The 24140-nt window shown below is 58.0% G+C and carries 19 protein-coding genes and 2 tRNA genes; 11 read left to right on the top strand and 10 right to left on the bottom strand.

Annotation, left to right across the window (positions count from 1 at the left end):
- Window positions 1–65: 65 nt before the first annotated feature.
- Both Q1K07_RS10980 and Q1K07_RS10985 read right to left on the bottom strand, forming a co-directional pair.
- Window positions 66–140 (bottom strand) — tRNA-Gly (locus tag Q1K07_RS10980).
- Window positions 141–167: 27 nt separating this feature from the next.
- Window positions 168–243 (bottom strand) — tRNA-Glu (locus Q1K07_RS10985).
- 327 nt (window positions 244–570) lie between these two features.
- On the opposite strand from Q1K07_RS10985, the gene msrB reads away from it, so the two are divergent.
- From msrB to Q1K07_RS11010, 5 genes are all read left to right on the top strand, one after another.
- Entirely contained in the window at window positions 571–969 is a 399-nt protein-coding gene (msrB, locus tag Q1K07_RS10990) for a peptide-methionine (R)-S-oxide reductase MsrB (RefSeq protein ID WP_300310725.1), read from the top strand.
- 127 nt (window positions 970–1096) lie between these two features.
- Window positions 1097–2149 (top strand): ribosome biogenesis GTPase YlqF, encoded by a 1053-nt coding sequence (gene ylqF, locus Q1K07_RS10995; RefSeq protein ID WP_300310727.1) that lies wholly within the window; start codon window positions 1097–1099, stop codon window positions 2147–2149.
- A gap of 26 nt (window positions 2150–2175) precedes the next feature.
- On the top strand, window positions 2176–3405 hold the full coding sequence (locus tag Q1K07_RS11000; RefSeq protein WP_300310729.1) for a pyridoxal phosphate-dependent aminotransferase: 1230 nt from the start codon (window positions 2176–2178) through the stop codon (window positions 3403–3405).
- A gap of 345 nt (window positions 3406–3750) precedes the next feature.
- Complete coding sequence (htpX, locus tag Q1K07_RS11005) at window positions 3751–4650, top strand: protease HtpX (protein WP_300310731.1); 900 nt, start codon at window positions 3751–3753, stop codon at window positions 4648–4650.
- 110 nt (window positions 4651–4760) lie between these two features.
- Window positions 4761–5126 (top strand): RidA family protein, encoded by a 366-nt coding sequence (locus Q1K07_RS11010; protein WP_300310734.1) that lies wholly within the window; start codon window positions 4761–4763, stop codon window positions 5124–5126.
- A gap of 142 nt (window positions 5127–5268) precedes the next feature.
- On the opposite strand, the gene pdxB is transcribed toward Q1K07_RS11010, so the two are convergent.
- Window positions 5269–6429: a 4-phosphoerythronate dehydrogenase PdxB gene (pdxB, locus tag Q1K07_RS11015; RefSeq protein ID WP_300310737.1), complete on the bottom strand. Its 1161-nt coding sequence runs from the start codon at window positions 6427–6429 to the stop codon at window positions 5269–5271.
- 115 nt (window positions 6430–6544) lie between these two features.
- Here pdxB and Q1K07_RS11020 point away from each other — a divergent pair, with 115 nt between their 5' ends.
- The gene (locus Q1K07_RS11020) at window positions 6545–6826 is read left to right on the top strand and encodes a hypothetical protein (protein WP_300310739.1); all 282 of its coding nucleotides are present in this window, start codon (window positions 6545–6547) and stop codon (window positions 6824–6826) included.
- A gap of 219 nt (window positions 6827–7045) precedes the next feature.
- Here the strand turns inward: Q1K07_RS11020 and Q1K07_RS11025 are convergent, their stop codons facing one another.
- Together Q1K07_RS11025 and Q1K07_RS11030 are read right to left on the bottom strand one after the other, a co-directional pair.
- Window positions 7046–10240 carry an efflux RND transporter permease subunit gene (locus tag Q1K07_RS11025; protein ID WP_300310741.1) on the bottom strand — a complete coding sequence of 1065 codons (3195 nt, stop codon included), beginning with the start codon at window positions 10238–10240 and terminating at the stop codon, window positions 7046–7048.
- Window positions 10241–10254: 14 nt separating this feature from the next.
- On the bottom strand, window positions 10255–11514 hold the full coding sequence (locus Q1K07_RS11030; protein ID WP_300310743.1) for an efflux RND transporter periplasmic adaptor subunit: 1260 nt from the start codon (window positions 11512–11514) through the stop codon (window positions 10255–10257).
- 779 nt (window positions 11515–12293) lie between these two features.
- Here Q1K07_RS11030 and Q1K07_RS11035 point away from each other — a divergent pair.
- The gene (locus Q1K07_RS11035) at window positions 12294–13262 is read left to right on the top strand and encodes a LysR family transcriptional regulator (protein WP_300310745.1); all 969 of its coding nucleotides are present in this window, start codon (window positions 12294–12296) and stop codon (window positions 13260–13262) included.
- A 39-nt stretch (window positions 13263–13301) separates the two neighbouring features.
- Here Q1K07_RS11035 and Q1K07_RS11040 read toward each other — a convergent pair whose 3' ends face one another.
- Window positions 13302–13691 carry a glutaredoxin family protein gene (locus Q1K07_RS11040; RefSeq protein ID WP_300310747.1) on the bottom strand — a complete coding sequence of 130 codons (390 nt, stop codon included), beginning with the start codon at window positions 13689–13691 and terminating at the stop codon, window positions 13302–13304.
- A 4-nt stretch (window positions 13692–13695) separates the two neighbouring features.
- On the bottom strand, window positions 13696–15921 hold the full coding sequence (rlmKL, locus tag Q1K07_RS11045) for a bifunctional 23S rRNA (guanine(2069)-N(7))-methyltransferase RlmK/23S rRNA (guanine(2445)-N(2))-methyltransferase RlmL (protein ID WP_300310751.1): 2226 nt from the start codon (window positions 15919–15921) through the stop codon (window positions 13696–13698).
- A gap of 325 nt (window positions 15922–16246) precedes the next feature.
- On the opposite strand from rlmKL, the gene rmf reads away from it, so the two are divergent.
- A complete protein-coding gene (rmf, locus tag Q1K07_RS11050) occupies window positions 16247–16453 on the top strand; it encodes a ribosome modulation factor (protein WP_149284152.1) in 207 nt (68 codons plus the stop codon).
- 200 nt (window positions 16454–16653) lie between these two features.
- Here the strand turns inward: rmf and Q1K07_RS11055 are convergent, their stop codons facing one another.
- The gene (locus tag Q1K07_RS11055) at window positions 16654–17667 is read right to left on the bottom strand and encodes a quinone-dependent dihydroorotate dehydrogenase (protein ID WP_300310755.1); all 1014 of its coding nucleotides are present in this window, start codon (window positions 17665–17667) and stop codon (window positions 16654–16656) included.
- Between the two features lie 130 nt (window positions 17668–17797).
- Between Q1K07_RS11055 and mgtE the strand changes: the two genes are divergently transcribed.
- Window positions 17798–19153, top strand: a complete 1356-nt coding sequence (gene mgtE, locus Q1K07_RS11060) for a magnesium transporter (protein ID WP_300310757.1) — start codon at window positions 17798–17800, stop codon at window positions 19151–19153.
- A 77-nt stretch (window positions 19154–19230) separates the two neighbouring features.
- Here the strand turns inward: mgtE and Q1K07_RS11065 are convergent, their stop codons facing one another.
- The gene (locus Q1K07_RS11065) at window positions 19231–20673 is read right to left on the bottom strand and encodes an FAD-binding oxidoreductase (RefSeq protein WP_300310759.1); all 1443 of its coding nucleotides are present in this window, start codon (window positions 20671–20673) and stop codon (window positions 19231–19233) included.
- Window positions 20674–20715: 42 nt separating this feature from the next.
- Window positions 20716–21108 carry a nuclear transport factor 2 family protein gene (locus Q1K07_RS11070; RefSeq protein ID WP_149284148.1) on the bottom strand — a complete coding sequence of 131 codons (393 nt, stop codon included), beginning with the start codon at window positions 21106–21108 and terminating at the stop codon, window positions 20716–20718.
- A gap of 291 nt (window positions 21109–21399) precedes the next feature.
- Between Q1K07_RS11070 and Q1K07_RS11075 the strand changes: the two genes are divergently transcribed.
- Together Q1K07_RS11075 and Q1K07_RS11080 are read left to right on the top strand one after the other, a co-directional pair.
- Window positions 21400–22395, top strand: coding sequence for an AAA family ATPase (locus Q1K07_RS11075; RefSeq protein ID WP_300310763.1), 996 nt, complete (start codon window positions 21400–21402; stop codon window positions 22393–22395).
- Window positions 22392–24131: a cobalamin biosynthesis protein CobT gene (locus tag Q1K07_RS11080; protein ID WP_300310765.1), complete on the top strand. Its 1740-nt coding sequence runs from the start codon at window positions 22392–22394 to the stop codon at window positions 24129–24131. The genes Q1K07_RS11075 and Q1K07_RS11080 overlap by 4 nt, the downstream gene beginning before the upstream one ends.
- Window positions 24132–24140: the final 9 nt, after the last annotated feature.

Raw genomic sequence — 24140 nt, forward strand, 5'->3', positions numbered from 1 at the left:
GGGTTCGAACCCCTGTTCCCGCCGTGAAAGGGCGGTGTCCTGGACCACTAGACGAATGGGACGCATGGAGCGGGAAACGAGATTCGAACTCGCGACCCCAACCTTGGCAAGGTTGTGCTCTACCACTGAGCTATTCCCGCGCTTTCCGATAACCTTGATGAGTCGAGTGGCGTCCCATAGGGGGTTCGAACCCCTGTTCCCGCCGTGAAAGGGCGGTGTCCTGGACCACTAGACGAATGGGACACATGTCGCTCGTCTCGTCGAGGTGGCGCGTATGTTACTGAGCACCCTGAAAAGTGTCAAGCCTCCTCCCACAATTTCGCTGCCGTTTTACTGCACTCCCTTCTGCCCTGCAGGAGCTCTGGCTTTGCACTCTTCTTTTCTTACTACTCTTGAAAGGTAGGTCGCTTGAAAGGTTGATGGATAGGAAGGCATAGCGATGGATAGGATGATGAGGGATCACAGGATGGCGTTGATTGGTCAAATACGCATAAACGTCGTAGCTTGTAACTGTAGCTTGTAGCCAAGGTGAGTCTTTAACCGAGGTGAGTTCGTCACAGGAGTACGCCCATGCGCAAGAAGATTGAAAAGACCGAAGCTGAATGGCGCGAGCAGCTGACCCCGGAGCAGTATCACGTCACGCGCGAGAAAGGTACAGAACGCCCCTTCAGTGGCGACTATCAGGTCACGGATACTGTCGGCATCTATCACTGCGTATGTTGTAACGCACCGCTATTCGAGAATGAGCACAAGTTCGATGCGGGTTGTGGCTGGCCCAGTTTCGATCGCCCGTTGTCCGGAGAAAGCGTCGAGGAACACACGGACACCAGCCACGGCATGCATCGCACAGAGATCACTTGTTCTCGTTGTGGTGCCCATCTTGGACATGTATTCCCGGATGGCCCGACCAGGACTGGCCATCGCTTCTGCATCAACTCAGTCGCACTGAACTTCCACGAAGGCGAGTGAGGCTCTTGCGCTTAAACCCGCCTGCTCATTGATACTTCCCGCCCCCATTAACACTCCCCTACTCAGTACGCGCGGTCGGCCTTCTGGTAAGATGGCCGACCGCTATGATTTTTGCAGGAGAGGTTCCATGCTCGGCTGGTTTCCGGGACACATGAATAAAGCGCGGCGCCAGATACTCGAGGCGCTGCCGGAAATCGACGTTGTCATCGAAGTGCTGGATGCTCGTCTTCCTTACTCCAGCGCCAATCCGATGCTGGCCCACCTCACCCGTCACAAGCCTGTGCTCAAGATTCTGTCCAGGGCAGACCTGGCAGACCCACAACGTACCAAGGAGTGGACGGCCTTCTTCGATGCCCAGGAAAACACCCGGGCACTGGCGATCACCACGACAAATACGCGGGAGTTGAAACGCATTCCCAAGCTGTGCCATGAGCTGGCCGGCCAGGTACGTGCCGACCGTGATGTCCGCGTGATGGTCATGGGCATTCCCAACGTCGGCAAGTCAACCTTGATCAACGGCCTGGCCGGGCGCACCATCGCCAAGACGGGCAATGAGCCAGCCGTGACCAAGCGCCAGCAGAAAGTACGCATTCCGGGCCGCATCGCCCTGACCGACACTCCTGGCGTGCTGTGGCCCAAGATCGAGGACCAGGCCAGTGCCTATCGCCTGGCTGCCAGCGGCGCCATTCGCGATACCGCCATCGATTATGTCGACGTGGCGCTGATTGCGGCTGCAGAGCTGGCCAAACGCTATCCCGATGCCCTCAAGTCGCGCTATAAATTGAAACAGCTGCCAACGTATGAGGCCAACCCGGAAGCCGATAGTGTCGAGGCTGATGGTGGCTTTCGTCTGGACCTGATGGCCCAGGCCGGTTTCGACGGTCACGCCATCCTCGCCGACATTGCCGCCAGGCGCGGTGGACTTCGTGCAGGCGGTGAGATCGACCTGCACCGTGGCAGCGAGGTCCTGCTCCACGAGTTGCGCGACGGCAAGATTGGCCGGCTGACACTTGAAACACCGGCCGATATTCCCGAGGAAGAGCCAGAAGAAGAAAGTCCTGAAGAAACACAACAGGATCTACAGGAAACGGCTGGCCAGGCACCTGCCAACGCCCAGGTTGGCGACGCCAGCCAGAACCAGAAGACACAGGACAACACCCCCGACAACGGGCCCCAATAAACGGATTGAACGAGACCCCCAGCGCCATGGATACGCCCATCCTTCGCAAGTCCCACAAGCTCGACAACGTCTGCTATGACATTCGTGGACCAGTACTCGAGCACGCCAAGCGCCTGGAAGATGAAGGCCAGAGAATCTTGAAACTCAATATCGGCAACCCTGCGCCGTTCGGCTTCGAGGCACCGGAAGAAATTCTCCAGGATGTGATGCGTAATTTGCCCACGGCCCAGGGCTACTGCGATTCAAAGGGACTCTATTCGGCGCGCAAGGCGATCATGCAGGAAAGCCAGCGCAAGGAGATCCCCGGCGTTGGTATCGAGGACATCTTCATCGGCAACGGCGTCTCGGAATTGATCGTGATGGCCATGCAGGCCCTGCTCAACGACGGTGACGAAGTGCTGATTCCGGCACCAGACTATCCGCTGTGGACCGCTGCGGTGAACCTGTCTGGAGGCCGCGGAGTACATTATCTGTGCGATGAGCAGGCTGATTGGGCCCCGGCCATGGACGACGTCCGTGCCAAGGTGACTAGCCACACCCGTGCGATTGTCATCATCAACCCCAACAATCCCACAGGAGCGGTCTATCCACCGGAGGTATTGCACGAGTTGCTCGATATCGCCCGGGAGCACAACCTGGTGGTGTTCTCCGATGAGATCTACGACAAGATCCTCTATGACGACACCGTGCATGTTGCAACCGGCTCACTGGCGACAGAAGACCAGTTGGTCGTGACCATGAACGGGTTGTCCAAGAGCTATCGTTGCGCCGGCTTCCGCAGTGGCTGGATGACCCTGTCCGGCCAGGCAGCCATGAAGCGCTCCCAGGATTTCATTCAGGGCCTGAATATGCTGGCATCCATGCGCCTGTGCGCCAATGTGCCGGCACAGCATGCCATCCAGACCGCGCTTGGCGGCTATCAGTCGATCAACGACCTGATTCTGCCAGGAGGTCGCCTGCTCGCCCAACGCGATATCACCATGGAAAAGCTCAATGCCATTCCTGGTGTCAGTTGCGTCAAGCCCAAGGGGGCGCTCTACGCCTTCCCCAAGCTCGACCCCAAGATGTACGACATCAAGAACGACGAACAACTGGTGCTTGACCTGCTGCTGCAGGAAAAGATCCTGCTGGTTCAGGGAACCGCCTTCAACTGGCCTGATCCGGACCATGTACGCATCGTCACCCTACCCTGGGCCGACCAATTGGGAGATGCCCTGGACCGATTCGCTCGCTTCCTGTCACGGTATCGTCAATAAGAAGCCGTCAGAAAAACAACATGTGCTTGGGTAATATTGGGCAATACTGTCTCACCTGTGCTGTGCTGTGCTGTGCTGTGCTGAACAAATTGTGCAACGACCGTGACAGTATTCCCTGATCTTGAAACCAAGCACTTGAAACTCATACGCGTTGCATATATCTAAGCAGCATGCTGACCCATAACATACCTATGCAACGCGTTCAGGCAACACGTATCCAGTAGTCAGTTCAGAAAACGTTAGACAACGATCTTTCTCTAAAAACTGCAGATTTACCATACCGCTCCTGAGGACATGCCATCTCAGGTGCGGGCAGGGACAACCCCTTCACGGAGATATCCGGCAATGATGAGAATCCTGCTTTTCCTGGGTACCAACCTAGCCGTCGTGCTGGTTGCCAGTTTCACCCTGCGCCTATTGGGGGTGGAGCCTTATCTCAATGCTCAGGGCATCAATTTCAATGCGCTGTTAATCTTCTGCTTCGTCATCGGCATGGCAGGCTCTATGGTCTCGCTGTTCATATCCAAGTGGATGGCCAAGAGATCCACGGGCACAGTGATCATCGAGTCACCTTCCAACCCGACGGAAAAGTGGTTGCTCGACACGGTGGCGGAATTGTCTGAGAAAGCCGGTATCAAGATGCCGGAAGTCGGCATCTTCCCTGCTCAGCAATCCAATGCCTTTGCCACAGGCTGGAACAAGAACGACGCACTGGTGGCCGTCTCTGCCGGCCTTCTCAACCGTATGCAGCCAGAAGAAGTAAAAGCCGTGCTGGCCCACGAGATCGGCCACGTCTCCAACGGCGACATGGTCACTCTGGCGCTGATCCAGGGCGTGCTCAACACCTTCGTAATGTTCTTCGCCCGCATCATTGCCCATCTGCTGGATGCCTTCCTGCGGCGTGATGATAACCAGGGCCTCGGCTTCTTCGGCTACATTGCCGTCGTCACCGTGGCCGAAATCGTGTTTGGCATTCTTGCCTCGATGATCGCCGCCTGGTTCTCACGCTTCCGTGAGTACCGTGCCGATGCAGCTGGCGCTCAACTGGCTGGCTCCGGCGCCATGATCAATGCCCTGGCCCGCCTCAAGGCCGAGACTCAGATGCCAGACCAGATGCCCGATACACTGACAGCCTTCGCCATCACCACCGGCCAGACCCGTAAACTGATGGAGAAACTGTTCGCCAGCCACCCGCCGCTGGACGATCGTATCCGCGCACTCAAGGAAGCCGCCTACCGCGAGTAAGGCCATACCCGCCCCCGCCCTTGTGCGGGGGCCTTTCTTCAGAGTTCATCGCTCATAACCCGCAGCTAATGGCTCGGCATCCCCTTATCCAACCTCCAGCGGAACCTCCCATGGAAATTCATAGAATCAATCCCTCGAAGCGTTGGTCCGACGCCACCGTATTCAATGGCATCGCCCATTTTGTCGAAGTGCCGGAAAGCGACCTCAACGCCGACATCAAGGGCCAGGTCAGCCAGGTACTGGAGCAGGCACAACAGAGCCTGGCAACCGTCGACAGCGACAAGAGCCGCGTATTGTCGGTCACCATCTACCTCACCGACTTTGCCAATTTTGACGCCCTCAACGAAGTCTGGGACGCGTGGTTCCCCGATGGCTGTGGCCCTAGCCGTGCCTGCGTGAAGGCTGAGTTGGCCAACCCGAAATACCTGGTGGAAATGGCCTTTGTCGCTGCCGCCGGAGAGCGCTTTCAGTCATGAAGTGCTGCTATCGTGAATAAAGCCTTCGTGAGTGACAGCTTTCATGAAGAGAAAAAGCTTTCATGAAGAGAAAAAGCCGGCCAATCGGCCGGCTTTTTCATCATTGCCCATCATAAAACCATTCTGAGAAGTCATGCATCAATCATGATGGGCTAACACGAAAACCAGCGCCAGATAGCCATGGCGCCAGCTCAGTAGCACTTCCCTTCAAGGCGACCTCCAAAGTGGCAAACTCACGGCGCAAGGGATAGTTGGCGCGGCAGGCATCAAATGCTTTTCCCGACCTGTCGCAGCCTAGTGCCTGATCGAGACGATCATGATCACGGCGAGGGTCATAAACCGCACGCATGCACAAGCGCAGCGCTTCATCCGGCGAGAGACCTGCCCCCAGCTCCAGCCGCGAAAGTGGCGGTTCAGGCGTCAGATCACCAAAACTGATTCGAGCCGGCTGCCCCAGATGTCGGCTCAAGGCCTGATAGATCTGATGCGTACCGCGCAACTTGCCATCCAGACTGTACCCCGCGATATGTGGCGTCGCCAGATCGACCCGTCGCTCCAGTTCAGCGTCGATGACTGGCTCACGTTCCCATACATCCAGCAGTGCCGTGATATCCCCCTGCTGCTGCAAGCGCTGCTTGAGTGCATCACCATCCACGCAGTCACCACGCCCGGCATTGAGCAATACTGTCCCCGGCCGCAGCGCCGCAATACGCTGCTCATCCAACAGATGATGAGTGGCATGCTTCCCTTCTCGTACCAGAGGGGTGTGCAAGCACAGGACATTGCACTCTTCGATGACACGCTCAAGCGACATGAACTCACCAGCACCTTCCGCAGCAGCCCTGGGAGGGTCGCATAAGCGATGCGTGATCCCCATGGCCGCCAGGCGTCCAGCCAAACGCCCACCAACATTACCGACACCGACAATACCGACGCGCTGATCCGCCAGCGATTCTCCGCGCCGCTCCATGGCCAGCCCCAGCGCAGCCAGGACATAATCCACCACCGCTTCAGCATTGCACCCAGGTGCGCTGGAAAAGCCAATGCCGTGCGATGCCAGGGCCGGCAGATCCACATGGTCGGTACCAATGGTACAGGTCCCGACAAAGGACAGTGGAGAGCCCAGGCCCTTGGCCTGCTCGATGACCGCAGCATCCAGCCGGGTGATCGAGCGTATCACCAGGGCATCGACATCCATCAGTGCACGGGCGTCGATTTCCCGGCCAGGCATACGACGTACCTCGCCCAAGGGTGAAAAACAGATATCGCTGGCAGGCACATTGGCATCGACAAGAATCTTCATGACTTTCCTTGGTCTCGATATACTTTCTCAGCGTACAATAGCGCGATCTTACCCGCAGGTGCGCCCCCCGCGTCACCCGTTGCCGCAATGACTTGAGTTACACCAGGAGCCAACGTTGATCATCCGCTGGGAAACCGACCATGACTACGTCCTCGTGCATATCCACCAGGACATGTTCGGTGACTGGATATTCAGCCGTGCCTGGGGCCAGATTGGCACCCAGTTCGGAGGCCTGAAGCATTCCTTGGCCGATGACCATGCCCAGGCGATGCTGTGGCTGGAGGATGAAACCACCATCCAATCCTCCCGTGGCTTTCGCAAGGTACTCGAAGCGGATGACTCAAGCCCTGAAGCTCAAGAGGCCATGGGACAGCTATCTTTACTCGACACTCTGTAACGCTGGCCGACGCCTCGGCCCTGGCCTCTGGGCACTCTTCACACCTGAATACCCTTCCTATCTGAACACCCCCAATAAAAGACGACACCCCGAAGGCTGGATGTCTTATCCAGCCTTCGGGGTGTTTTCATCGGTGATGGATTCAGTGGGGCACTGGATGCCCCTCTGAATTACCTAACCGCCGACTTTCCTATCCTCTAACGTTCCCGCTCACTACGATCAAGCCAGATACCCGTGTGCCTCATCAGGGTCGTCCGAGCCTTGCGTGGGCTCTTCCTGTTGCTGGCGCCTCTGCTTTCGTGTCACCAGCTTGCGTAGCGCCACGTAGAACACTGGGGTGAGGAACAGCCCGAACAGGGTGACTCCAAGCATGCCGAAGAACACAGCGACACCGAGCGCCTGCCGAACTTCAGAGCCAGCACCTGAGCCCAGCATCAACGGTATTACCGCCGCCGTGAAGGTGATCGACGTCATGATGATCGGGCGCAGGCGCAAGCGGCATGCCTCGAGAGCGGCCTCAATGATGCCCTTGCCTTGCTGTTCAAGCTCGCGGGCAAACTCGACGATAAGAATCGCGTTCTTGCATGCCAGGCCAATCAATACGACCAACCCGACCTGAACAAAGACATTGTTGTCGCCCTTCATCCACCACACCCCCAGCAAAGCGGAAAGCATGCACATGGGGACAATCAGGATCACGGCCAACGGCAAGGTCCAGCTTTCATAAAGCGCCGCCAACACCAGGAACACCAGCAACACCGACAGAGGAAATACAATCAGAGCGGCATTCCCTTGAGTTGCCTGCTGGAAGCTCAGGTCCGTCCACTCGAAGGTCATGCCATTGGGCAGCACCTGGTCAGCCAGCTCGCTCAACACCTGCATCGCCTGGGACGATGACAGCACAGAGGGGTCCGACTCCCCTGCCAGGTCTGCTGCCGGATAGCCGTTGTAGCGCAGCACCGGGTCCGGCCCAAAGGTCTCATCGATGTTCACCATCGTGCCAATCGGTACCATCTCGCCATGCACATTGCGGGTACGCAGATTGGCAATGTCTTCGACACTATCCCGGAAAGGGCCGTCGGCCTGGGCAATCACCTGCCAAGTACGGCCAAACTGGTTGAAGTCGTTGACATAGGTGGAACCAAGGTAGGTCTGCAGCGTCTCGAACAGAGACGTCAGCGGTACCCCTAGGGTCTTCGCCTTGACCCGGTCGACTTCCGCATCCAACTGCGGCACGTTGGCCTGGTAACTGGTGATCGGAAAGCCCATGCCAGGCGTCTGGGCAACGGTCCCTTGAAACGCCTGGATCGCACTCTGCATGGCCCCATACCCCAGTCCTGCACGATCTTCGATGAACATCTGCCAGCCATTGCCATTGCCCAGCCCCAGAATGGGCGGCGGCATGAACGAGAAGGTGAAGCCTTCCTGCAAGGCCGAAATCTTCTGATTGATGCCGGCATTGATTTCCGCTGCCGTGCGCGAACGCTCAGAGAATGGTGCCAGCGTCAGGAAGGCCACCCCGCTGTTGGGCGTATTGGTAAACTGCAGGGCATTGAGCCCAGGAAAAGCGACCGAATGAGTAACATCTTCATCCTGCATGGCCAGTTCACTGACCTTGCTCAGCAAGGCATCCGTGCGTTCCAGAGAAGCCCCTTCCGGCAGCTTGACGCCAGCGATCAGGTACTGCTTGTCCTGGGTCGGAATGAAGCCGGGCGGCACCACCTTGAACATCATGCCTGTCGCCACCAACAGCAATGCATAGACCACGAATACGGATCCGCGCCGATGCAGGGAACGGGATACCGCCCCTTGATAACGCTGTGAACTGCTGGCAAAGAAGCGGTTGAATGGACGGAACAGCCAGCCGAACATCAGATCGATCAACAGCGTCGCCCTGTCCCTCGGCGCATCATGCGGCTTGAGCAGCATGGCTGCCAGCGCCGGCGACAGCGTCAGGGAGTTGATGGTAGAAATCACCGTGGAGACAGCGATTGTCGCGGCAAACTGGCGATAGAACTGGCCGGTAACCCCTGACAGAAAGGCCATGGGCACGAAGACAGCACACAGCACCAGGCCAATCGCAATGATCGGCCCAGAAACTTCGCGCATTGCCTGATGCGCCGCCGCCAGGGGCGACAGGCCTTCCTCGATGTTACGTTCGACGTTTTCCACTACCACGATGGCATCATCAACCACGATGCCAATCGCCAGTACCAATCCAAACAGCGTCAGGGTATTGATCGAAAAGCCGAGCAGGTAAAGCACCGCAAAGGTGCCGACCACGGATACCGGCACGGCGATCAGAGGAATCACCGAAGCCCGCCAGGTCTGCAGGAACAATGTCACCACCAGCACCACCAGCAACACAGCCTCGAACAGGGTCTGAATGACCGAGCTGATGGAGTCACGCACAAAGACAGTAGTGTCGTACACCGCCTCATACTCGACCCCTTCGGGGAACCACTGGGACAGCTCATCCATGGCCGCAATGACTTGCTTCTGGATATCCAGGGCGTTCGCCCCCGGTGCCTGGAAGATACCGACAGCGACAGCGTCCTTGCCATCCAGCTGTGAGCGCAGCGTATAGTCGCCTGCACCCAACTCGAGACGAGCGACATCAGACAGGTGCACCACCTCGCCGTTCGCTCCTGTCTTGAGCACAATGTCACCGAACTCCTGCTCGGTCGTCAGACGCCCCTTGGCATTGATCAAGGTCAAGTAGTCACTACTGGCTATCGGCTCAGCCCCTAGCTGTCCGGCCGAGACCTGCACATTCTGCTCGCGCATGGCCTCCACTACCTCTCCCGAGGTGAGCCCTAGTGCTGCAATGCGATCCGGATCAAGCCAGGCACGCATGGCATAGTCGCCACCGCCAAATATCTGCGCATCCCCTACACCTTCGATACGTGCCAACACATCCTTGACGTGCAAACGGACATAGTTGCGCAGATACAGTGTGTCGTAGCGGCCATCCGGCGATGTCAGATGCACCACCATCAAGAAGGTCGGTGATTGCTTCTGGGTCGTCACCCCCTGACGCCGCACTTCTTCAGGCAAGCGCGCCTGCGCCTGGCTGACGCGGTTCTGCACCTTGACCGCTGCATCATCCGCATCGGTACCTGGGCGAAAGGTCACCGTGATCTGCAGCACACCATCGGAACCAGCGGTGGACTTGAGATACATCATGTCCTCAACCCCATTGATCGCCTCTTCCAATGGCGTGGCCACTGTCTCGGCGATGACCTTGGGGTTTGCGCCGGGGTACACCGTGCGCACGACCACCGATGGCGGCACCACTTCAGGATACTCACTGATCGGAGATTGCGGAATGGTGATCAGACCGGCGATAAAGATGAGTATCGACAGCACCCCTGCGAAGATAGGGCGGTCAACGAAAAATTTCGCGAAATCCATGAAAGGACTCTCCCTCAGGGCGAGTTGGCATCCGCTTCACTGCGAACTTGGCTAATGGTGAGCTGAGCAGCGTTCTCCCCGCTCTCCATCTCGACGCTTTCCGCCACGACCTTCATTCCCGGGAAGAAGATCTGATGGGCACCGCGAACCACGACATTGTCTCCAGCTTCCAGGCCAGCGGAGACTACCCTCAGCCCATCGGCCTTTCGTCCTGTCTGGATGTCCTTGCGCACCGCCGTGCCTTCATCATCGATGACATACACATACTTGCGGTCCTGATCCGTGAGTACCGCCTTGTCATCGATCAGAATGGCGTCTTCCGCATTACCACCAAGCAGTTGAACACGGGCAAACATGCCAGGCGTGAAGACGCCATCCGGGTTGTCGAGTACTGCACGGGTCAATATGGTGCCCGTGGTGCCATCCATGCGGTTATCAACGAAGTTGACTTCGCCTTGATAGGGATAGCCTTGGTCACCAGCCAGACCAATACGCACGGGAGTACTCGCTTCACGAGAGCTGGGGCGCTCTCCGTTACGCGCCAGAGCGTTATATTTCAGGAACGTCTGCTCATCGCTGAAGAAGTGCACATACACCTGATCCAGAGACACAATATTGGTCAGGGCGGTTGTCTCGGTGACCAGATTGCCCTCTGTCACCAGAGCCCGCCCTGTACGTCCTGAAATAGGGGCCCGAACCTCGGTGAATTCCAGGTCCAGTTGAGCCATTTCCAGCTCTGCCTTGGCCGCTGCCAGGTCCGCTTCCGCCTGGGCCGCAACCGCACGGCGCTGGTCCCGTTCCTCGGTGGATATCGCATTGCTCTGCGACAGACGCTCAGCCCTCGCTGCTTCGCCACGACTACGTACGACCTGGGCTTGGGCACGTTGCACTTCAGCCTCGGCCTTCGCCACCGTGGCACGGTAAGGGCGTTGATCGATCACGAACAACACATCCCCTTTTTCCACCTGTTGGCCCTCGGTGTAGTTGACGCTGACCAATTGGCCCGACACTCTAGGGTGTAGCTCTACCCTATCCACTGGCTCGATGCGTCCGGTGAATTCATCCCAGAAGTCGACGTCCCTGACCAGCACATCGGCAACACTGACATGAGGAGGTGGAGGCGCCTGCTGAGCTTCATCCGCCTGACTGTCACAGCCAGCAACAGCAACCAACAACAAGACGCTCAAGATGGCGCGCACGGGCATGTTGCGCGCCCCGGCAATGACCAGCAGCGCCCGTCTGATCACACTGTCAGCCTTGGCTGTATGGTTCATGGGTGCATTTCTCCACTTCGCATTCTGGAAAAAGAAGTCCAAGGTCCGCTAAATGTCGTTTACCGGGCCCAAGAATCGACAAGCACCTGGAGAGATGCTGAATACATCAGCATTCCCCCAAACTACGAGTCCTCAACTACGGGTTCTCAACTACGAGCTCTCAACTACGACTTCTCAACCACGAGTTCTCAACCACGAGCTCTCGACCACGAGATAAATCGACAATGCAGCTTGCACGTTTCAGTGAAGCGCTGGGTCAATGGCCAAACAGGATGAGTGGCAGGAAAAGTTCGCTTCAGACGAGCTGACACGCACTTCCCACATCCATATGGGCCACAAGGTACGCAGAGCACAGCAACCGGAACACAGTATCCGGATGGAGAAGAGAGGATTCTTACGCTCAAGCACTGAGTGCCAACTTGCCAACAGCAAACTGGTACACAATGACCAAAAAGCCGTCATGAGATAGAGGCTATAACGTATGGATTCCGCTGTGATTCACACGCACAGGCATTTATGCATTGCTTGTACTTATTTACGTTAATGCCTATACCTCGGCTTGATTAGCCTATCTTTGAGGGAAATACTGTTTCACTGATGGGACAATCGATTCATTCTGCAGGACAGCAGTACTAAGCGCCCCGCCCGAAAGGGTTAGACCACAAAACAGCTGGATCACCGACAAGCTGGATCAAAAAAGAGCTAGATCACGACAGAACAACATCATCACAGAACTGCACCACAATCCTTACCCGGACCTTTACCTCGGAACAGCTACCATGAACCAGGATCTCAATGACGTCCTGATCTTTGCCAAGGTCGTGGAACAAGGCAGTTTCACTGCCGCCGCACGCATTCTGGATATTCCCAAGACAACCGTGAGCCGCAAGGTTCAAATGCTGGAACAACGTCTGGGAGCAAGGCTGCTCAACCGCACGACTCGTCGCTTGAGCCTTACCGAAGCTGGATCGCTCTACTATGAATACTGCAACCAGATCACTCTGCAACTGAACGAAGCAGAAAGTGCCGTTCACCGCCTGGAAGACAAGCCCCGTGGATGGCTGAGAGTCACGGCTCCCTTTACTCTGTGCACGGAATTTGTCTCGGCACTGATCCGGGACTTCCGCACGCTCTATCCAGAGGTCAAGATCGACCTGGTGCTGTCCAACGATCGCCTCGATCTGGTTGCTCACCAGATCGATGTGGCACTGCGCGTGGGCCCACTTCCCGACTCCAGCCTGGTCGCTCGCCCTCTGGCACGTTATCGCTCCTACATCTATGCCAGCAAACGCTATATCGCTCGTTACGGAGAACCCAAGGAACCTTCCGAGCTGATCCATCACCATGCACTGGCAAAGTCCTCCGACTTGCGCCATCAGCGCTACACATGGCTGTTGCAGAATGGTCAGCGCAGAGAGGAAGTCCCGATTACCCCCATTGCTGTGGCTAACGATCCTTTTGTCCTGCAAGAGCTGTTCGTCGATGGTCAAGGCCTGATGCTGGCCAGTGAAGTGGTGGCCTGCTGGGGGGCCAGGGAAACCGAGCTGCGCCGGATACTTGAAGATTGGTCAGGGCCGGAAGTCGAGCTGGCGGCGGTCTTTCCCGGAGGACAACTGGTATCGCCCAAGGTCCGCACTTTCGTCGACTTCGTCGCCGAGCGACTGCGCCTGGAGAACCTGCCTCCGGACAAACATCGGCAGCCTGAACCACAACCTGAAATTGCCGAAGAGGAAGAAATACCCGCATGAGCTGAAACCTGCTTGCTGATGTTTATCAGCCTTGCGAGATCAATGCTTCCCGAGGACACGCCGGCCACGTACCAGTGTATTGCAGTCATCCCTGTGGTTCTGGGCAGTTGGCGCATCCTCCAGGTAGGCCTGTGCACTTTGCGCCAGCCAGCCCCTGGCGGCCAGCCAGACGGCAACGTCTCTGGCCTCCACCCGACCTTCCAGCGTTTCGCCCAGATCGCTGCTCGCCTGTTCGTTGCGCATCTGCTGCGTGCAAGATGCTACGCAAAGTACAGGAATTCGCTCCCCATAACGGGCCAGCAGAGACGCATCATCGGTAATCTCGACCGGCTCGATCTGCAGCTTGCGATCGGCCAGAGCCACCACCAAGGCTTCCATCCGCTCGCACAGATGGCAACCCAGGGTGGTATAGAGCACAAGATGCGTCATCGACTCAACGATGCTTGATCAAGAAGCAATAGTGCAGGTCCGGGCGACGGTTGAAGTCCGGGTCGAAGGTCTTCTTCGAAATATCTTCCACGACAAACTCCTGGTCAAGCGCAGCATCCAGACTGAAGCGGCGCTGGTTGTTGGAGAAGACCAGCGTGCCTCCCTTGGCCAGTCGGGCCATGGCCAGACGCACCAGACGCGGGTGGTCTCGCTGGATGTCCAAGGTATCATCCATCTTCTTGGAATTGGAGAACGTCGGCGGATCCATGAAGATCAGATCGAACTCTCCATTGGCCGTCTCCAGCCAGCGCATGCAATCATCACGTACGACACGATGGTGGGAAGGATCGAGCTTGTTGAGTGCGAAGTTGTCCCGGGCCCAATCGAGATAGGTATTGGACATGTCGACACTGACACTGTCGCTGGCTCCACCTGCCGCCTCGGTGCCCAGCGCAGCCTGCACGGTGGCCGTAGCGGTATAGCAGAACAGGTTGAGGAACCGTTTGCCCGGCGCCATCTCGCCCAGCATCCGACGAACCGGACGATGATCGAGAAACAGGCCGGTATCCAGATAGTCACGCAGATTGACCCATAGCCGAGCCCTGCCCTCGCGCACTTCGAAACGCTCACCGCTGGCCCCCTGCTTCTGATACTGGGCCTTGCCTTGTTGCCGCTGACGGCGCTTGATCACGACCTTAGAGGCACTGATACCCAGTACCTCGGGAATCACTCCCAAGGCATCGAATAGACGCTTCTGGGCCTGAGCCGGATCCACCGACTTGGGGGGCGCGTACTCCTGTACGTGAACGTGATCCCCATAGACATCGATGGCCAGTGCATATTCCGGCATATCCGCATCATACAGACGGTAGCAGGTCTCGCCACTGCGCTTGAGCCACTTGCGCAGCCTACGAGCGTTCTTTTCCAGGCGGTTGGCGAACATTTGAGCACCCTCGGAGCGTGCTGGTGCCGCCTCATCCCTGGTTTCCATCTCCCGAGCTCGGGTAGACTCGGCCACCTTGTCCGCCCTGTCGGCACGAGCTGCTGACGGTTTCCGATCATTCACATCGATCAGCAGCAGCTTGGCCTCCAGGGGACCATTGTTCAGCGCATATTGCTTATGGGAGCGCATTCCCAAGCGATGGCCGAGATCAGGGTTGCCGGTAAACAGGGCCAGACGCCAACCGGCAAATTCCAGTCGCAGGCGGTGTCCCAGGTCGGTATACAGCTGGACCAGTTCCGGCAACTCTCCCAGACGTTCACCGTATGGTGGATTGGTAATCACCAGACCAGGCTCCGCAGGGTTGAGTACCCGCGGACGCGATAGACGCTGCACACTGCCGCCATCCAGGTGGATCATGGCGGGAATTCCCGCACGCATGGCATTGGTCTTGGCAGCGGACAGCGCCGGAGGGCTCTGGTCGAAGCCGAAGATCACCGTCTTGCAGCGCTTTCGCCCAATGCTGGCACGCGCTTCGGCTTCACGCTTGAGCTCCGCCCACAGCGCAGCATCATGGCCCAGCCAGCCATGAAACCCGAACCGCTCCCGAGACAGGTTGGGAGCCATATCCGCCGCCATCAGTCCGGCTTCGATCAGCAACGTCCCCGAGCCACACATGGGGTCGATCAAGGGAGCAGCATGACGCGCCATCTCCGGCCACCCCGCACGCACCAGCAGCGCTGCTGCGAGATTCTCCTTGAGCGGAGCATGCCCCGTATCACGGCGATATCCTCGGCGATGCAGACTGTCTCCGGAAAGATCGATGCCCAGGGTCAGTCGTCCACGGTGCAGATTGGCATACAAGCGAACATCAGGCTGGCGGACATCGACATTGGGTCGCGGCAGGCCTGCGGCCAGCATACGGTCCACCACGCCATCCTTGACGGTCTGGGCACCAAAGCGGGTATGGCGTATCTGATCGCTACGCCCATGGAAGTCAACGGCGATGGTCGCACCCGGGCGCATATGCTGGCTCCAGTCGATGCTGGCCACGGCATCACGTAGCGCATCCGGCGTCTCGATACCCTCGGCCCGGCTAAGACACAGGATCACTCGGTTGGCCAGACGCGACCAAAGACAGGCCCGATATGCCCCCGCCAAGTCTGCCTGGACGTTGACGCCAGCAACGGTGGTTTTGCCTTCCTCCGCACCCAGTTCAGCTAGCTCAGAGGCCAGCAGCAACTCGATGCCTTTAGGACAGGTTGCCAGAAGGTCAAGCTTCTCAGGCACTTGTAACTCCTTCGATGAATGCCTCAAGCCACGCCTAAAACAGGGCGGGCTAATGTGACGTTACAGTAAACAGCTTGTTACAATTCTTCGGTCGACAGCGCCATCCGCATTGCGCTATCAATTGAACTGTAGCTACAAGAGTCAACGCATGCGTCCCCGTCAACAAGCCTTCATGCAGATTTAGCCAACCATGGCTATGCTGGCGAGGTTTGGGCGTTAAGGGCTCGCCTCTATCTGGTATCTACACACTTTTCAGCGCTGTCACTGCAGCGGTTGATATCAGGAGCGGCGGGTCAGATTGGTACCTTTATCATGAGGTAGACCCATGAAACGACAGAAACGTGATCGCTTCCAGCGCGCTTATGTGCATGGTTATAAAGCAGGTGTCTCGGGCCGCTCCCGTGATGACTGTCCAAGCCAGGATATCAATCTACGCGAATACTGGATGAGCGGTTGGCGTGAAGGTCGTGGGGATCAATGGTCCGGCATGACAGGTGTCTCCGGCATCCACAAGAACCCCATGGTGCTCTAACCCCCTGCGGTTGTGAGACTTCTTTCAACAACCAACACACAAGCCCGTGGCCATGATGCCATGGGCTTTTTGCTTTCCTGATATCCGCGTTCCTGATACCTGTTTTCCTGATATCTGCTTTGTTTCCCCCGATAATGATACCGTGATATGCATCATTTCTCTCAACGCGATCTGAACCGGCTTCGCCGTCCGTTGTGCGCTCAGGCCTTCTGCAAGGCTCGAGCACACTCTCCCACCAGTTCAGGCCCACGATAGATGAAACCGGAGTAGATCTGCACCAGGTCCGCACCGGCAGCACGCTTGGCCGCCGCCGCCTGTCCGCTGTCCACGCCGCCGACACCAATGATCGGCATCTCGGGCAGCGCCTGGCGCAACAGAGATATCACATGGTTGGAAGCGACAAACACGGGTCGCCCGGAAAGCCCACCCTGTTCATCGCCATGCTCGAGCCCTGCCACGGCATCCCGGGAAACCGTGGTATTGGTGGCAATCACACCATCGATACCACTACGATTCAGCGCTTGGGCCACCAACGCCACTTCTTCGTCGTCCATATCCGGTGCGATCTTGACCGTCAGCGGCACTCGTCGGCCGTTTTCTGCATCCAATCGCGAGCCTTCTTCACGCAGGCGTCCAAGCAACTGATCAAGATGCTCACCAAACTGAAGATTTCGCAGACCCGGGGTATTGGGCGAGGAAATATTGACCGTGATGTAATGAGCATGCGCGTGAACACGCTTGAGGCAATAGAGGTAGTCGTCCACGGCATCCTCGACGGCCGTGGTCAGGTTCTTGCCAATGTTGATCCCGATGACACCACGGTAACGGCTGCTCCTGACGCGCTCGACCAGATGATCGACCCCAAGGTTGTTGAACCCCATACGATTGATGATGGCCCCCTGTTCAGGCAGACGAAACAGACGTGGCTTGGGATTGCCCGCCTGTGCTTTCGGGGTCACGGTACCCACTTCAACGAAACCGAAGCCCAGTGCGCCCAATGCATCCAGATGGTCGGCATTCTTGTCCAATCCTGCTGCCAGCCCGATGCGATTGGGGAAGCTCAGCCCCATCACCTCGACCGGATCGTCGACCTTGGCCCCCCCCAGACACCCCGCGAGACGAAAGCGCTCCAGCCAGTCCAGCGAGTTGAGCGATAAACCGTGGGCGACCTCTGCATCAAGGCGAAACAGCAAAGAACGGGCGAGATCGTACATGGGGTCTCCAGGTCAACAGGTAAAAATAGTGGTTCTGCATAGATTTGGTGCGCGAGTATAGCGCAATTTCCCCCTCGGTTATGGTCTACTACCGGCTCTTGAAATTTGGATCAGCAGCCGGGAGGAAGCCATGGCAGAAGAAATAACAGAATCTCTCGAAAGCCTGCTGTCACGCATCCATCAGGCCCTGGAAGAAGGTCGCCCTGATGAGATCAGTGCTGCCATTGCCGACCTCGAACCTGCCGAGATCGCCCTGCTCCTCGAGTCGTTGCCACTGCATGAGCGTACCTTGCTGTGGGAGCAGGTACCGACAGAGCTCGATGGAGAAGTGCTGCTGCATGTGCATGACGAAGTGCGCAGCACCCTGCTTCAGGACATGGATCCCGAAGAGATCGTGGCGGCCACCGCCAGCCTCGATACCGCGGACCTGGCCGAACTGTTCGACGACCTGCCCAAACCGGTCGCGGAAGACATGTTGCGCTCCATGGACGAGTTGCAACGAACTCGGCTGCAGGAGACATTATCCTTCGAGGAAGACAGCGCCGGCCGTCTGATGCGCACCGATACCATTGCGGTGCGTGCCGATGTGATGCTGGAAACCGTGCAGCGTTTCCTGCGCTGGAAAGCCTCCATCCCCGACAACACCGACAATCTGATGGTGATAGATCGTACCGGGCAGTTCATGGGCGTCCTGCCATTGGCACGCCTGGTTTCCCATGACCAGGAGACCCTGGTGGAAACGCTGATGGATGCCGATGTCGATGCCATCCAGGTGGACATGAAATCCCGGGACGTGGCGACCCTGTTCCAGACCCACGACCTGACATCGGCCCCGGTAGTGGACAAGGAAGGTATGCTGCTGGGCCGTGTGATCATCGATGACATCGTCGATGTCATCCAGGAGAATTCCGAACAGGCCTTGATGAACATGGCGGGTCTGGATGAGGAAGAAGACCTCTTCGCCCCGGTCGTACCCAGCGCCAGGCGGCGCGCTGTCTGGCTTGGCATCAACCTGCTCACCGCATTTCTGGCTGCCTGGGTCATTGGCCGCTTTGAGGCCACCCTGCAGCAGATCGTGGCCTTGGCAGTATTGATGCCCATCGTGGCCAGCATGGGCGGTATCGCCGGTAGTCAGACACTGACACTGACCATTCGCGGCCTGGCCCTGGGTCAAATCAGCAGGACCAACAGCAACTGGCTGCTGTACAAGGAAATCGGTATCTCCCTGATCAATGGCGTGGTCTGGGCCCTGGTCGTTGCCATGCTTGCCATAGTCTGGTTCGACAGTGTTCCCATCGGCGCCATCATCGCCGCAGCCTTGGTCATCAACATGCTGGCCGCTGGTGTCTGCGGTATCGTCATCCCGCTGTTTCTCAAGCGCATCAATATCGATCCCGCGCTTTCCAGTTCCGTGATCCTGACCACCGTCACTGACGTGGTCGGCTTCATGTCGTTCCTGGGACTGGCCACCGTGTTTCTGCTGTAGCGCCAGTCACACCGCTCTGCCGTCGGCAAGGGAGCTATCATCGCCACCTATTGCCGACGGTTCCGCCATCATTCAGCTCACAGCACCTCGTCCTTCAGTTGATACCAGCGATACAGGCAGCGTTGCCCCAGGCGCCGAAACGGTGCCAATGCCTCGGACTCGATCTTCTCGAGCAAGTTGGGGTAAGGCAGCTTCGAGGTGAAGATCGGCAGATCCAGGCTCGCGCCCTCTCCTGCGATCCATTGCGCCAAGCGCTTACCTGCCTGAGCCGAGTACATCACGCCATTACCGCCATAGCCCAATGCATAATAGATACTTTCACGAGGGTCTGGCTGGTGGATACGCGGCATCATGTCATGGCTGACATCGACCCAGCCCCACCAGGAATAATCGATATCGATGCCTGCCAATGCCGGAAACTTGCGCTCCAGGTCACCAATCAACATCGCTTCATACTTTTGCTTGGGAGCATCACGCCCGGTAATGGCACTACGGCTACCGATCTGCACCCGGTTATCCGGTAGCAAGCGATAGTAGTGGCGCAGAATCCGGGTATCGGTCAGCACCTGTCGGGTACGGAAACCTGTGGCCTCGACTTCCGTCTCGCTCAACGGGCGGGTCACAATGGAATTGGAGAGAATCGGCAATAGCCGATTCTTGAGCGACCGGTGCAGCTGGCCCGTGATATATCCCCCCGTCGCGATGCCGACGGCACGCGCCTTGACCACGCCACCGGGAGTGCGCAAGTAATGCACGTCATCACGGCTTTCCCAGCCAAGTACCGGACTGGCAGGATGCACCTTGACGCCCAAGGCACGGGCCTTGCGCTGATAGCCAAACGCGAGCTTGCCTGCATGAATGCCGATACCTTCAGGTTCATGCATGGCCCCAGCCGCTTCCCGATCATCCACCCATTCACGCCGCACGCTGTCTGCATCGATGATGCGTGCATCGTAGTCGAAGGTGTCGCGTAGCAGCCGCGCCTCCTTCTCAAGCCCGGGCATCATCCGGGGCTTGTGAGCGATATAGAGGTGTCCCCCTGGCTGAGGGTCACACTCGATATCTGCGATGAGTGACTTGAATGTCTGCATGGCATCCACGCATTCACGATGCAGACCAAGTGCTGTGTCGAGTCCGTAGCGTTCGATCCACTGGGAACGCTTCAAGCGTCCGGAAGCACACTGGGCCTGGCCGCCATTGCGGGTACTGCATCCCCAGGCAACGCGATTGGCCTCAAGCACGGTCGCCTTGATGCCGTATTGCTCGGCAAGGAAGATCGCCGCTGTCAGGCCAGTGAACCCTGAACCGATGATCACCACGTCCGCATCAATGTCGGCTTCAACGGGGCCATCATCCGCCGGTGGCTCGCCCGCCGTACCAATCCAGTAGGTCGGAGCATAGTCGCAGCCGCTTCCTGTCCGAGGTGTGGTCAAGGGGTCATAGGCAGGGTCGTAAGGTGTCTGGGCCGGTGTGGCACGTTCACTATGTGCCGGCGAGACGCTGGGCTGCACATCCAACATGATGATCTTCCTCCTTCCTGGCCAGATGATCGTGTCGCCGTATCAGGCGCCCTGGACGGGGGTTGCCGGACGTTGTTTGCGATAGGCGTTCTTTACGGCAATCTTGCCGTCCCTGAAAGTGAAGGCATCGATCATGCGTGCCTCTGAACGCATGCCGTCTGCGCTAGTACCGCGATAGGTACTCTCGCTGTAACCCCGATCACCGATCACCACGTGCACACCATCGACCCACTCGGCATCCGCTGCGTTCTCCCAAGCTGCACGCAGGCCAGCCCGAACTGCGTCCTTGCCGATGAAGCTCTTGCCCAGCAGTTCAGGCCCTGCCACTGCATGGAATTCACAATCGTCGGTCATCATCTCCATCACAGCATCGATGTCATGACGGTTGAGGGCGGCACTGAAATCCGCCAGGAACTGGGCATCAGGTTGGCTCATGAGAGGTCTCCATTGTTGTTGATTCGACACCATCGAGCCTACGACCGCGCAGGTCATGACGCTTAGCACCAGTTGTCAGCCATCTCTTGGACCAGTCATGCTTCTCATTGCATCTGGCCGTCATGCGTCTGTGTGCCACCCTGGACAGCCTTGTGATAAAAACCAAAAATCTCATTTTTCGGAACTTTTCTATATGTTTTCCGAAACCATTTGAGATATTTTTCGAAACGTGATTATCCTGATGGCAGCACCCCATTTCCGCTCCATTCCGCCCTGGAGGATGACCACACCATGGCCGATGCATCTCTCTCCCTTGATGGCATCCCTGCGCGGCACTACCGCAGTGCCAAGGAACTGTTCGGTATCGAATCCAACCTGCAGGTGCCGGTTTTCGACGAGCAGGATGACCACGTTCCTGCTATCGATGACGCCTATCGGTTCAACCCTGATGTCACTCTGGCGATACTCGCCGGCTTCACACGCAATCGCCGGGTGATGGTCCAAGGGCTGCACGGCACCGGCAAGTCGACCCATATCGAGCAAGTCGCAGCCCGCCTGAACTGGCCCTGTGTCAGGGTCAACCTGGATGGCCATATCAGTCGTCTGGACCTGGTGGGAAAGGATGCCATCGTGATACGTGATGGTGTTCAGGTCACCGAATTTCAGGAAGGTATCGTGCCCTGGTCCCTGCAACGTCCAGTGGCCCTGATCTTCGATGAGTATGATGCTGGCCGGCCTGACGTCATGTTCGTCATCCAGCGTATTCTGGAGCGCGATGGTCAGTTCACTCTGCTGGACCAGAACCGGGTCATCCAGCCTCATCCCATGTTTCGCCTGTTCGCCACCGCCAACACTCTGGGCCTGGGCAACCAGGACGGCCTGTATCATGGCACCCAGATGCTCAACCATGCCCAGGTCGACCGCTGGAACATTGTCGCCAAGCTGGATTACCTGCCTCGCGACGAAGAGGTCAAGATCGTGCTGGCCCGGGTCCCCAGCAAGGACACGGAGCGTGGACGACGGCACATCGATGCCATGGTCGCAGTGGCTGAACTGACTCGCCAGGGCTTTGCCAATGGCGACCTGTCGACGCTGATGTCACCTCGCACGGTGATCACCTGGGCAGAAAACTGCGAGATATTTCGTGATCCGGCCCTCGCCTTCCGCTTGTCGTTCCTCAACAAGTGCGATGAGCACGAACGTGCTCTGGTCGCCGAGTTCTACCAGCGCTGCTTTGATGAGGAGCTGGAGGAGTCGGTGATCAACGATAGCGAGGCTGGAGCATGAGCGAATCGTCTGCTACCGATCAGCTACCCAGGCAACGCCGTCGACAGCAGTATCTGGAAGAGCTGGAAGCCGCAACACTGCGTGCCCTGAGCGCAGACCGGTCATGGCACTATCGCAGCCGGCGACTATATCAAGGTGCTTCCCGAGTGGCATTGCGTGCTCCGCACCTGCGTCTCGACACCCATTGCCTTGATGCGCCGGACTATCGAGCGGTCAGTGATGCCATGGCGATGCGGCAGCGACATAGTGATGCTCAGTTGCATGAAACCCTGCGCCCCAAAGGGCCAGAGGCACGCCTGATCTACGATCTGCTGGAACAGTTGAGAGTCGAGGCGCTGGCCACAGCTGACAGCCCGGGCATGACCCATAATCTGCGCCAGCGATTCCAGCGCTGGTCATTGGCCTTCCATCACGCCCAGCTTACCGAGACGGACCTGGGACTGTTGCTGTTCTGCCTGATACAGATCTGCTGGTCGCGTCTCATGGCCCAGCCAGTGATCGAAGAAGTCGAAGATCTTATCGAAGCCACGCGGGCCTCTATCGTTCCTGGATTGGGTCATGCCCTGGCGGGACTGCGCCGAGAACGTCATCATCAGAAGGTTTTCCAGAAGCATGCGCGTGCCGTGGCCGATTGGATTGACGAACGACTGTCCGGTTTCGAGGTCCAGGACGAACGAGACCAGGAAGGCCAGGACCCGAAGCGCCAGTTGGCCTTGCTGCTGGATAGTGAAGACGATATTGACGAGCCGGTGCCTCTGGCGCCCAGTGGACACAGTCGACTGTTTGATCATCATCGCCGCCGTTATCGCGCCTTCACCCTGGCCTACGACCGTGAGCTGGAGGCCGAAACCCTGATCCGGCCAGTCCTGCTCGAAGAGTATCGCCATCGTCTCGACCAGCGCATCTCCGACCAACGCATCAATGTGCGTCGCCTGGCACGCTTCTTTCGCAATACCCTGACCCAGCCGGACCGGGATGGTTGGCAGCACGGAGAAGAAAGCGGTGTTATCGATGGCCGGCGCCTGGCTCAGGTCGTCGCCTCTCCCATGGAACGCCGCCTGTTTCAGCGCGAGCGCTATCATCCACAGGGGGATGCCCAGGTCTGTTTCCTGATTGACTGCTCCGGCTCCATGAAGGCCCACGGGGAAGCCATTGCGGTTCTGGTCGAACTGATGACCAGGGCTCTGGACATGGCAGGCATTGCCACCGAAGTGCTGGGCTTCACCACCTCGACCTGGAATGGAGGACGAGTCCACAAGGACTGGCTCAAGGCCAGGCGTCCCGAGGCACCAGGCCGTCTCAATGAAGTCCGTCACCTGGTCTTCAAGCACGCGGCACAGCCTTGGCGCCGGGCACGACGCGCCTTCGGTGCTCTGCTCAAGGCTGACCTGTACAAGGAAGGTATCGATGGGGAAGCCGTGGAATGGGCCTGCCAGCGGCTACTCGGTGCAGACGTCAAACGGCGCCTACTGGTGGTGCTGTCCGATGGCAGTCCATCGGACAGTGCCACTCACCTGGCCAACGACCGCCACTACCTGGACAACCACCTTCAAGCCGTGGTCGAACGCTACGACCGCCCAGGACAAGTGGAAATAAGCGGACTTGGCGTAGGCCTGGACCTGAGTCCTTACTATCGTCAGCACCGCATCATCGACCTGGCCCAGACGCTGGATAATGCCCTGGCGGAGGAAATCGCCCTTCTGCTGGTGAAACAGCACCGCCAAGGACGGCGCTGAGACCGCCGC

The sequence above is a fragment of the Halomonas sp. genome (assembly GCF_029263665.1).
GTDB lineage: Bacteria > Pseudomonadota > Gammaproteobacteria > Pseudomonadales > Halomonadaceae > Halomonas.

What these genes read in the sequence shown, in the direction of transcription:
- Q1K07_RS11010 (WP_300310734.1), top strand. Translation starts at nt 4,761, where the DNA reads ATGGAAATTCATAGAATCAATCCCTCGAAGCGTTGGTCCGACGCCACC.
- rmf (WP_149284152.1), top strand. Translation starts at nt 16,247, where the DNA reads ATGAAACGACAGAAACGTGATCGCTTCCAGCGCGCTTATGTGCATGGT.
- Q1K07_RS11065 (WP_300310759.1), bottom strand. Translation starts at nt 20,673, where the DNA reads ATGTTGGATGTGCAGCCCAGCGTCTCGCCGGCACATAGTGAACGTGCC.
- Q1K07_RS11055 (WP_300310755.1), bottom strand. Translation starts at nt 17,667, where the DNA reads ATGTACGATCTCGCCCGTTCTTTGCTGTTTCGCCTTGATGCAGAGGTC.
- mgtE (WP_300310757.1), top strand. Translation starts at nt 17,798, where the DNA reads ATGGCAGAAGAAATAACAGAATCTCTCGAAAGCCTGCTGTCACGCATC.
- ylqF (WP_300310727.1), top strand. Translation starts at nt 1,097, where the DNA reads ATGCTCGGCTGGTTTCCGGGACACATGAATAAAGCGCGGCGCCAGATA.
- pdxB (WP_300310737.1), bottom strand. Translation starts at nt 6,429, where the DNA reads ATGAAGATTCTTGTCGATGCCAATGTGCCTGCCAGCGATATCTGTTTT.
- Q1K07_RS11040 (WP_300310747.1), bottom strand. Translation starts at nt 13,691, where the DNA reads ATGACGCATCTTGTGCTCTATACCACCCTGGGTTGCCATCTGTGCGAG.
- Q1K07_RS11030 (WP_300310743.1), bottom strand. Translation starts at nt 11,514, where the DNA reads ATGAACCATACAGCCAAGGCTGACAGTGTGATCAGACGGGCGCTGCTG.
- Q1K07_RS11080 (WP_300310765.1), top strand. Translation starts at nt 22,392, where the DNA reads ATGAGCGAATCGTCTGCTACCGATCAGCTACCCAGGCAACGCCGTCGA.
- Q1K07_RS11025 (WP_300310741.1), bottom strand. Translation starts at nt 10,240, where the DNA reads ATGGATTTCGCGAAATTTTTCGTTGACCGCCCTATCTTCGCAGGGGTG.
- Q1K07_RS11000 (WP_300310729.1), top strand. Translation starts at nt 2,176, where the DNA reads ATGGATACGCCCATCCTTCGCAAGTCCCACAAGCTCGACAACGTCTGC.
- Q1K07_RS11075 (WP_300310763.1), top strand. Translation starts at nt 21,400, where the DNA reads ATGGCCGATGCATCTCTCTCCCTTGATGGCATCCCTGCGCGGCACTAC.
- Q1K07_RS11035 (WP_300310745.1), top strand. Translation starts at nt 12,294, where the DNA reads ATGAACCAGGATCTCAATGACGTCCTGATCTTTGCCAAGGTCGTGGAA.
- msrB (WP_300310725.1), top strand. Translation starts at nt 571, where the DNA reads ATGCGCAAGAAGATTGAAAAGACCGAAGCTGAATGGCGCGAGCAGCTG.
- Q1K07_RS11070 (WP_149284148.1), bottom strand. Translation starts at nt 21,108, where the DNA reads ATGAGCCAACCTGATGCCCAGTTCCTGGCGGATTTCAGTGCCGCCCTC.
- htpX (WP_300310731.1), top strand. Translation starts at nt 3,751, where the DNA reads ATGATGAGAATCCTGCTTTTCCTGGGTACCAACCTAGCCGTCGTGCTG.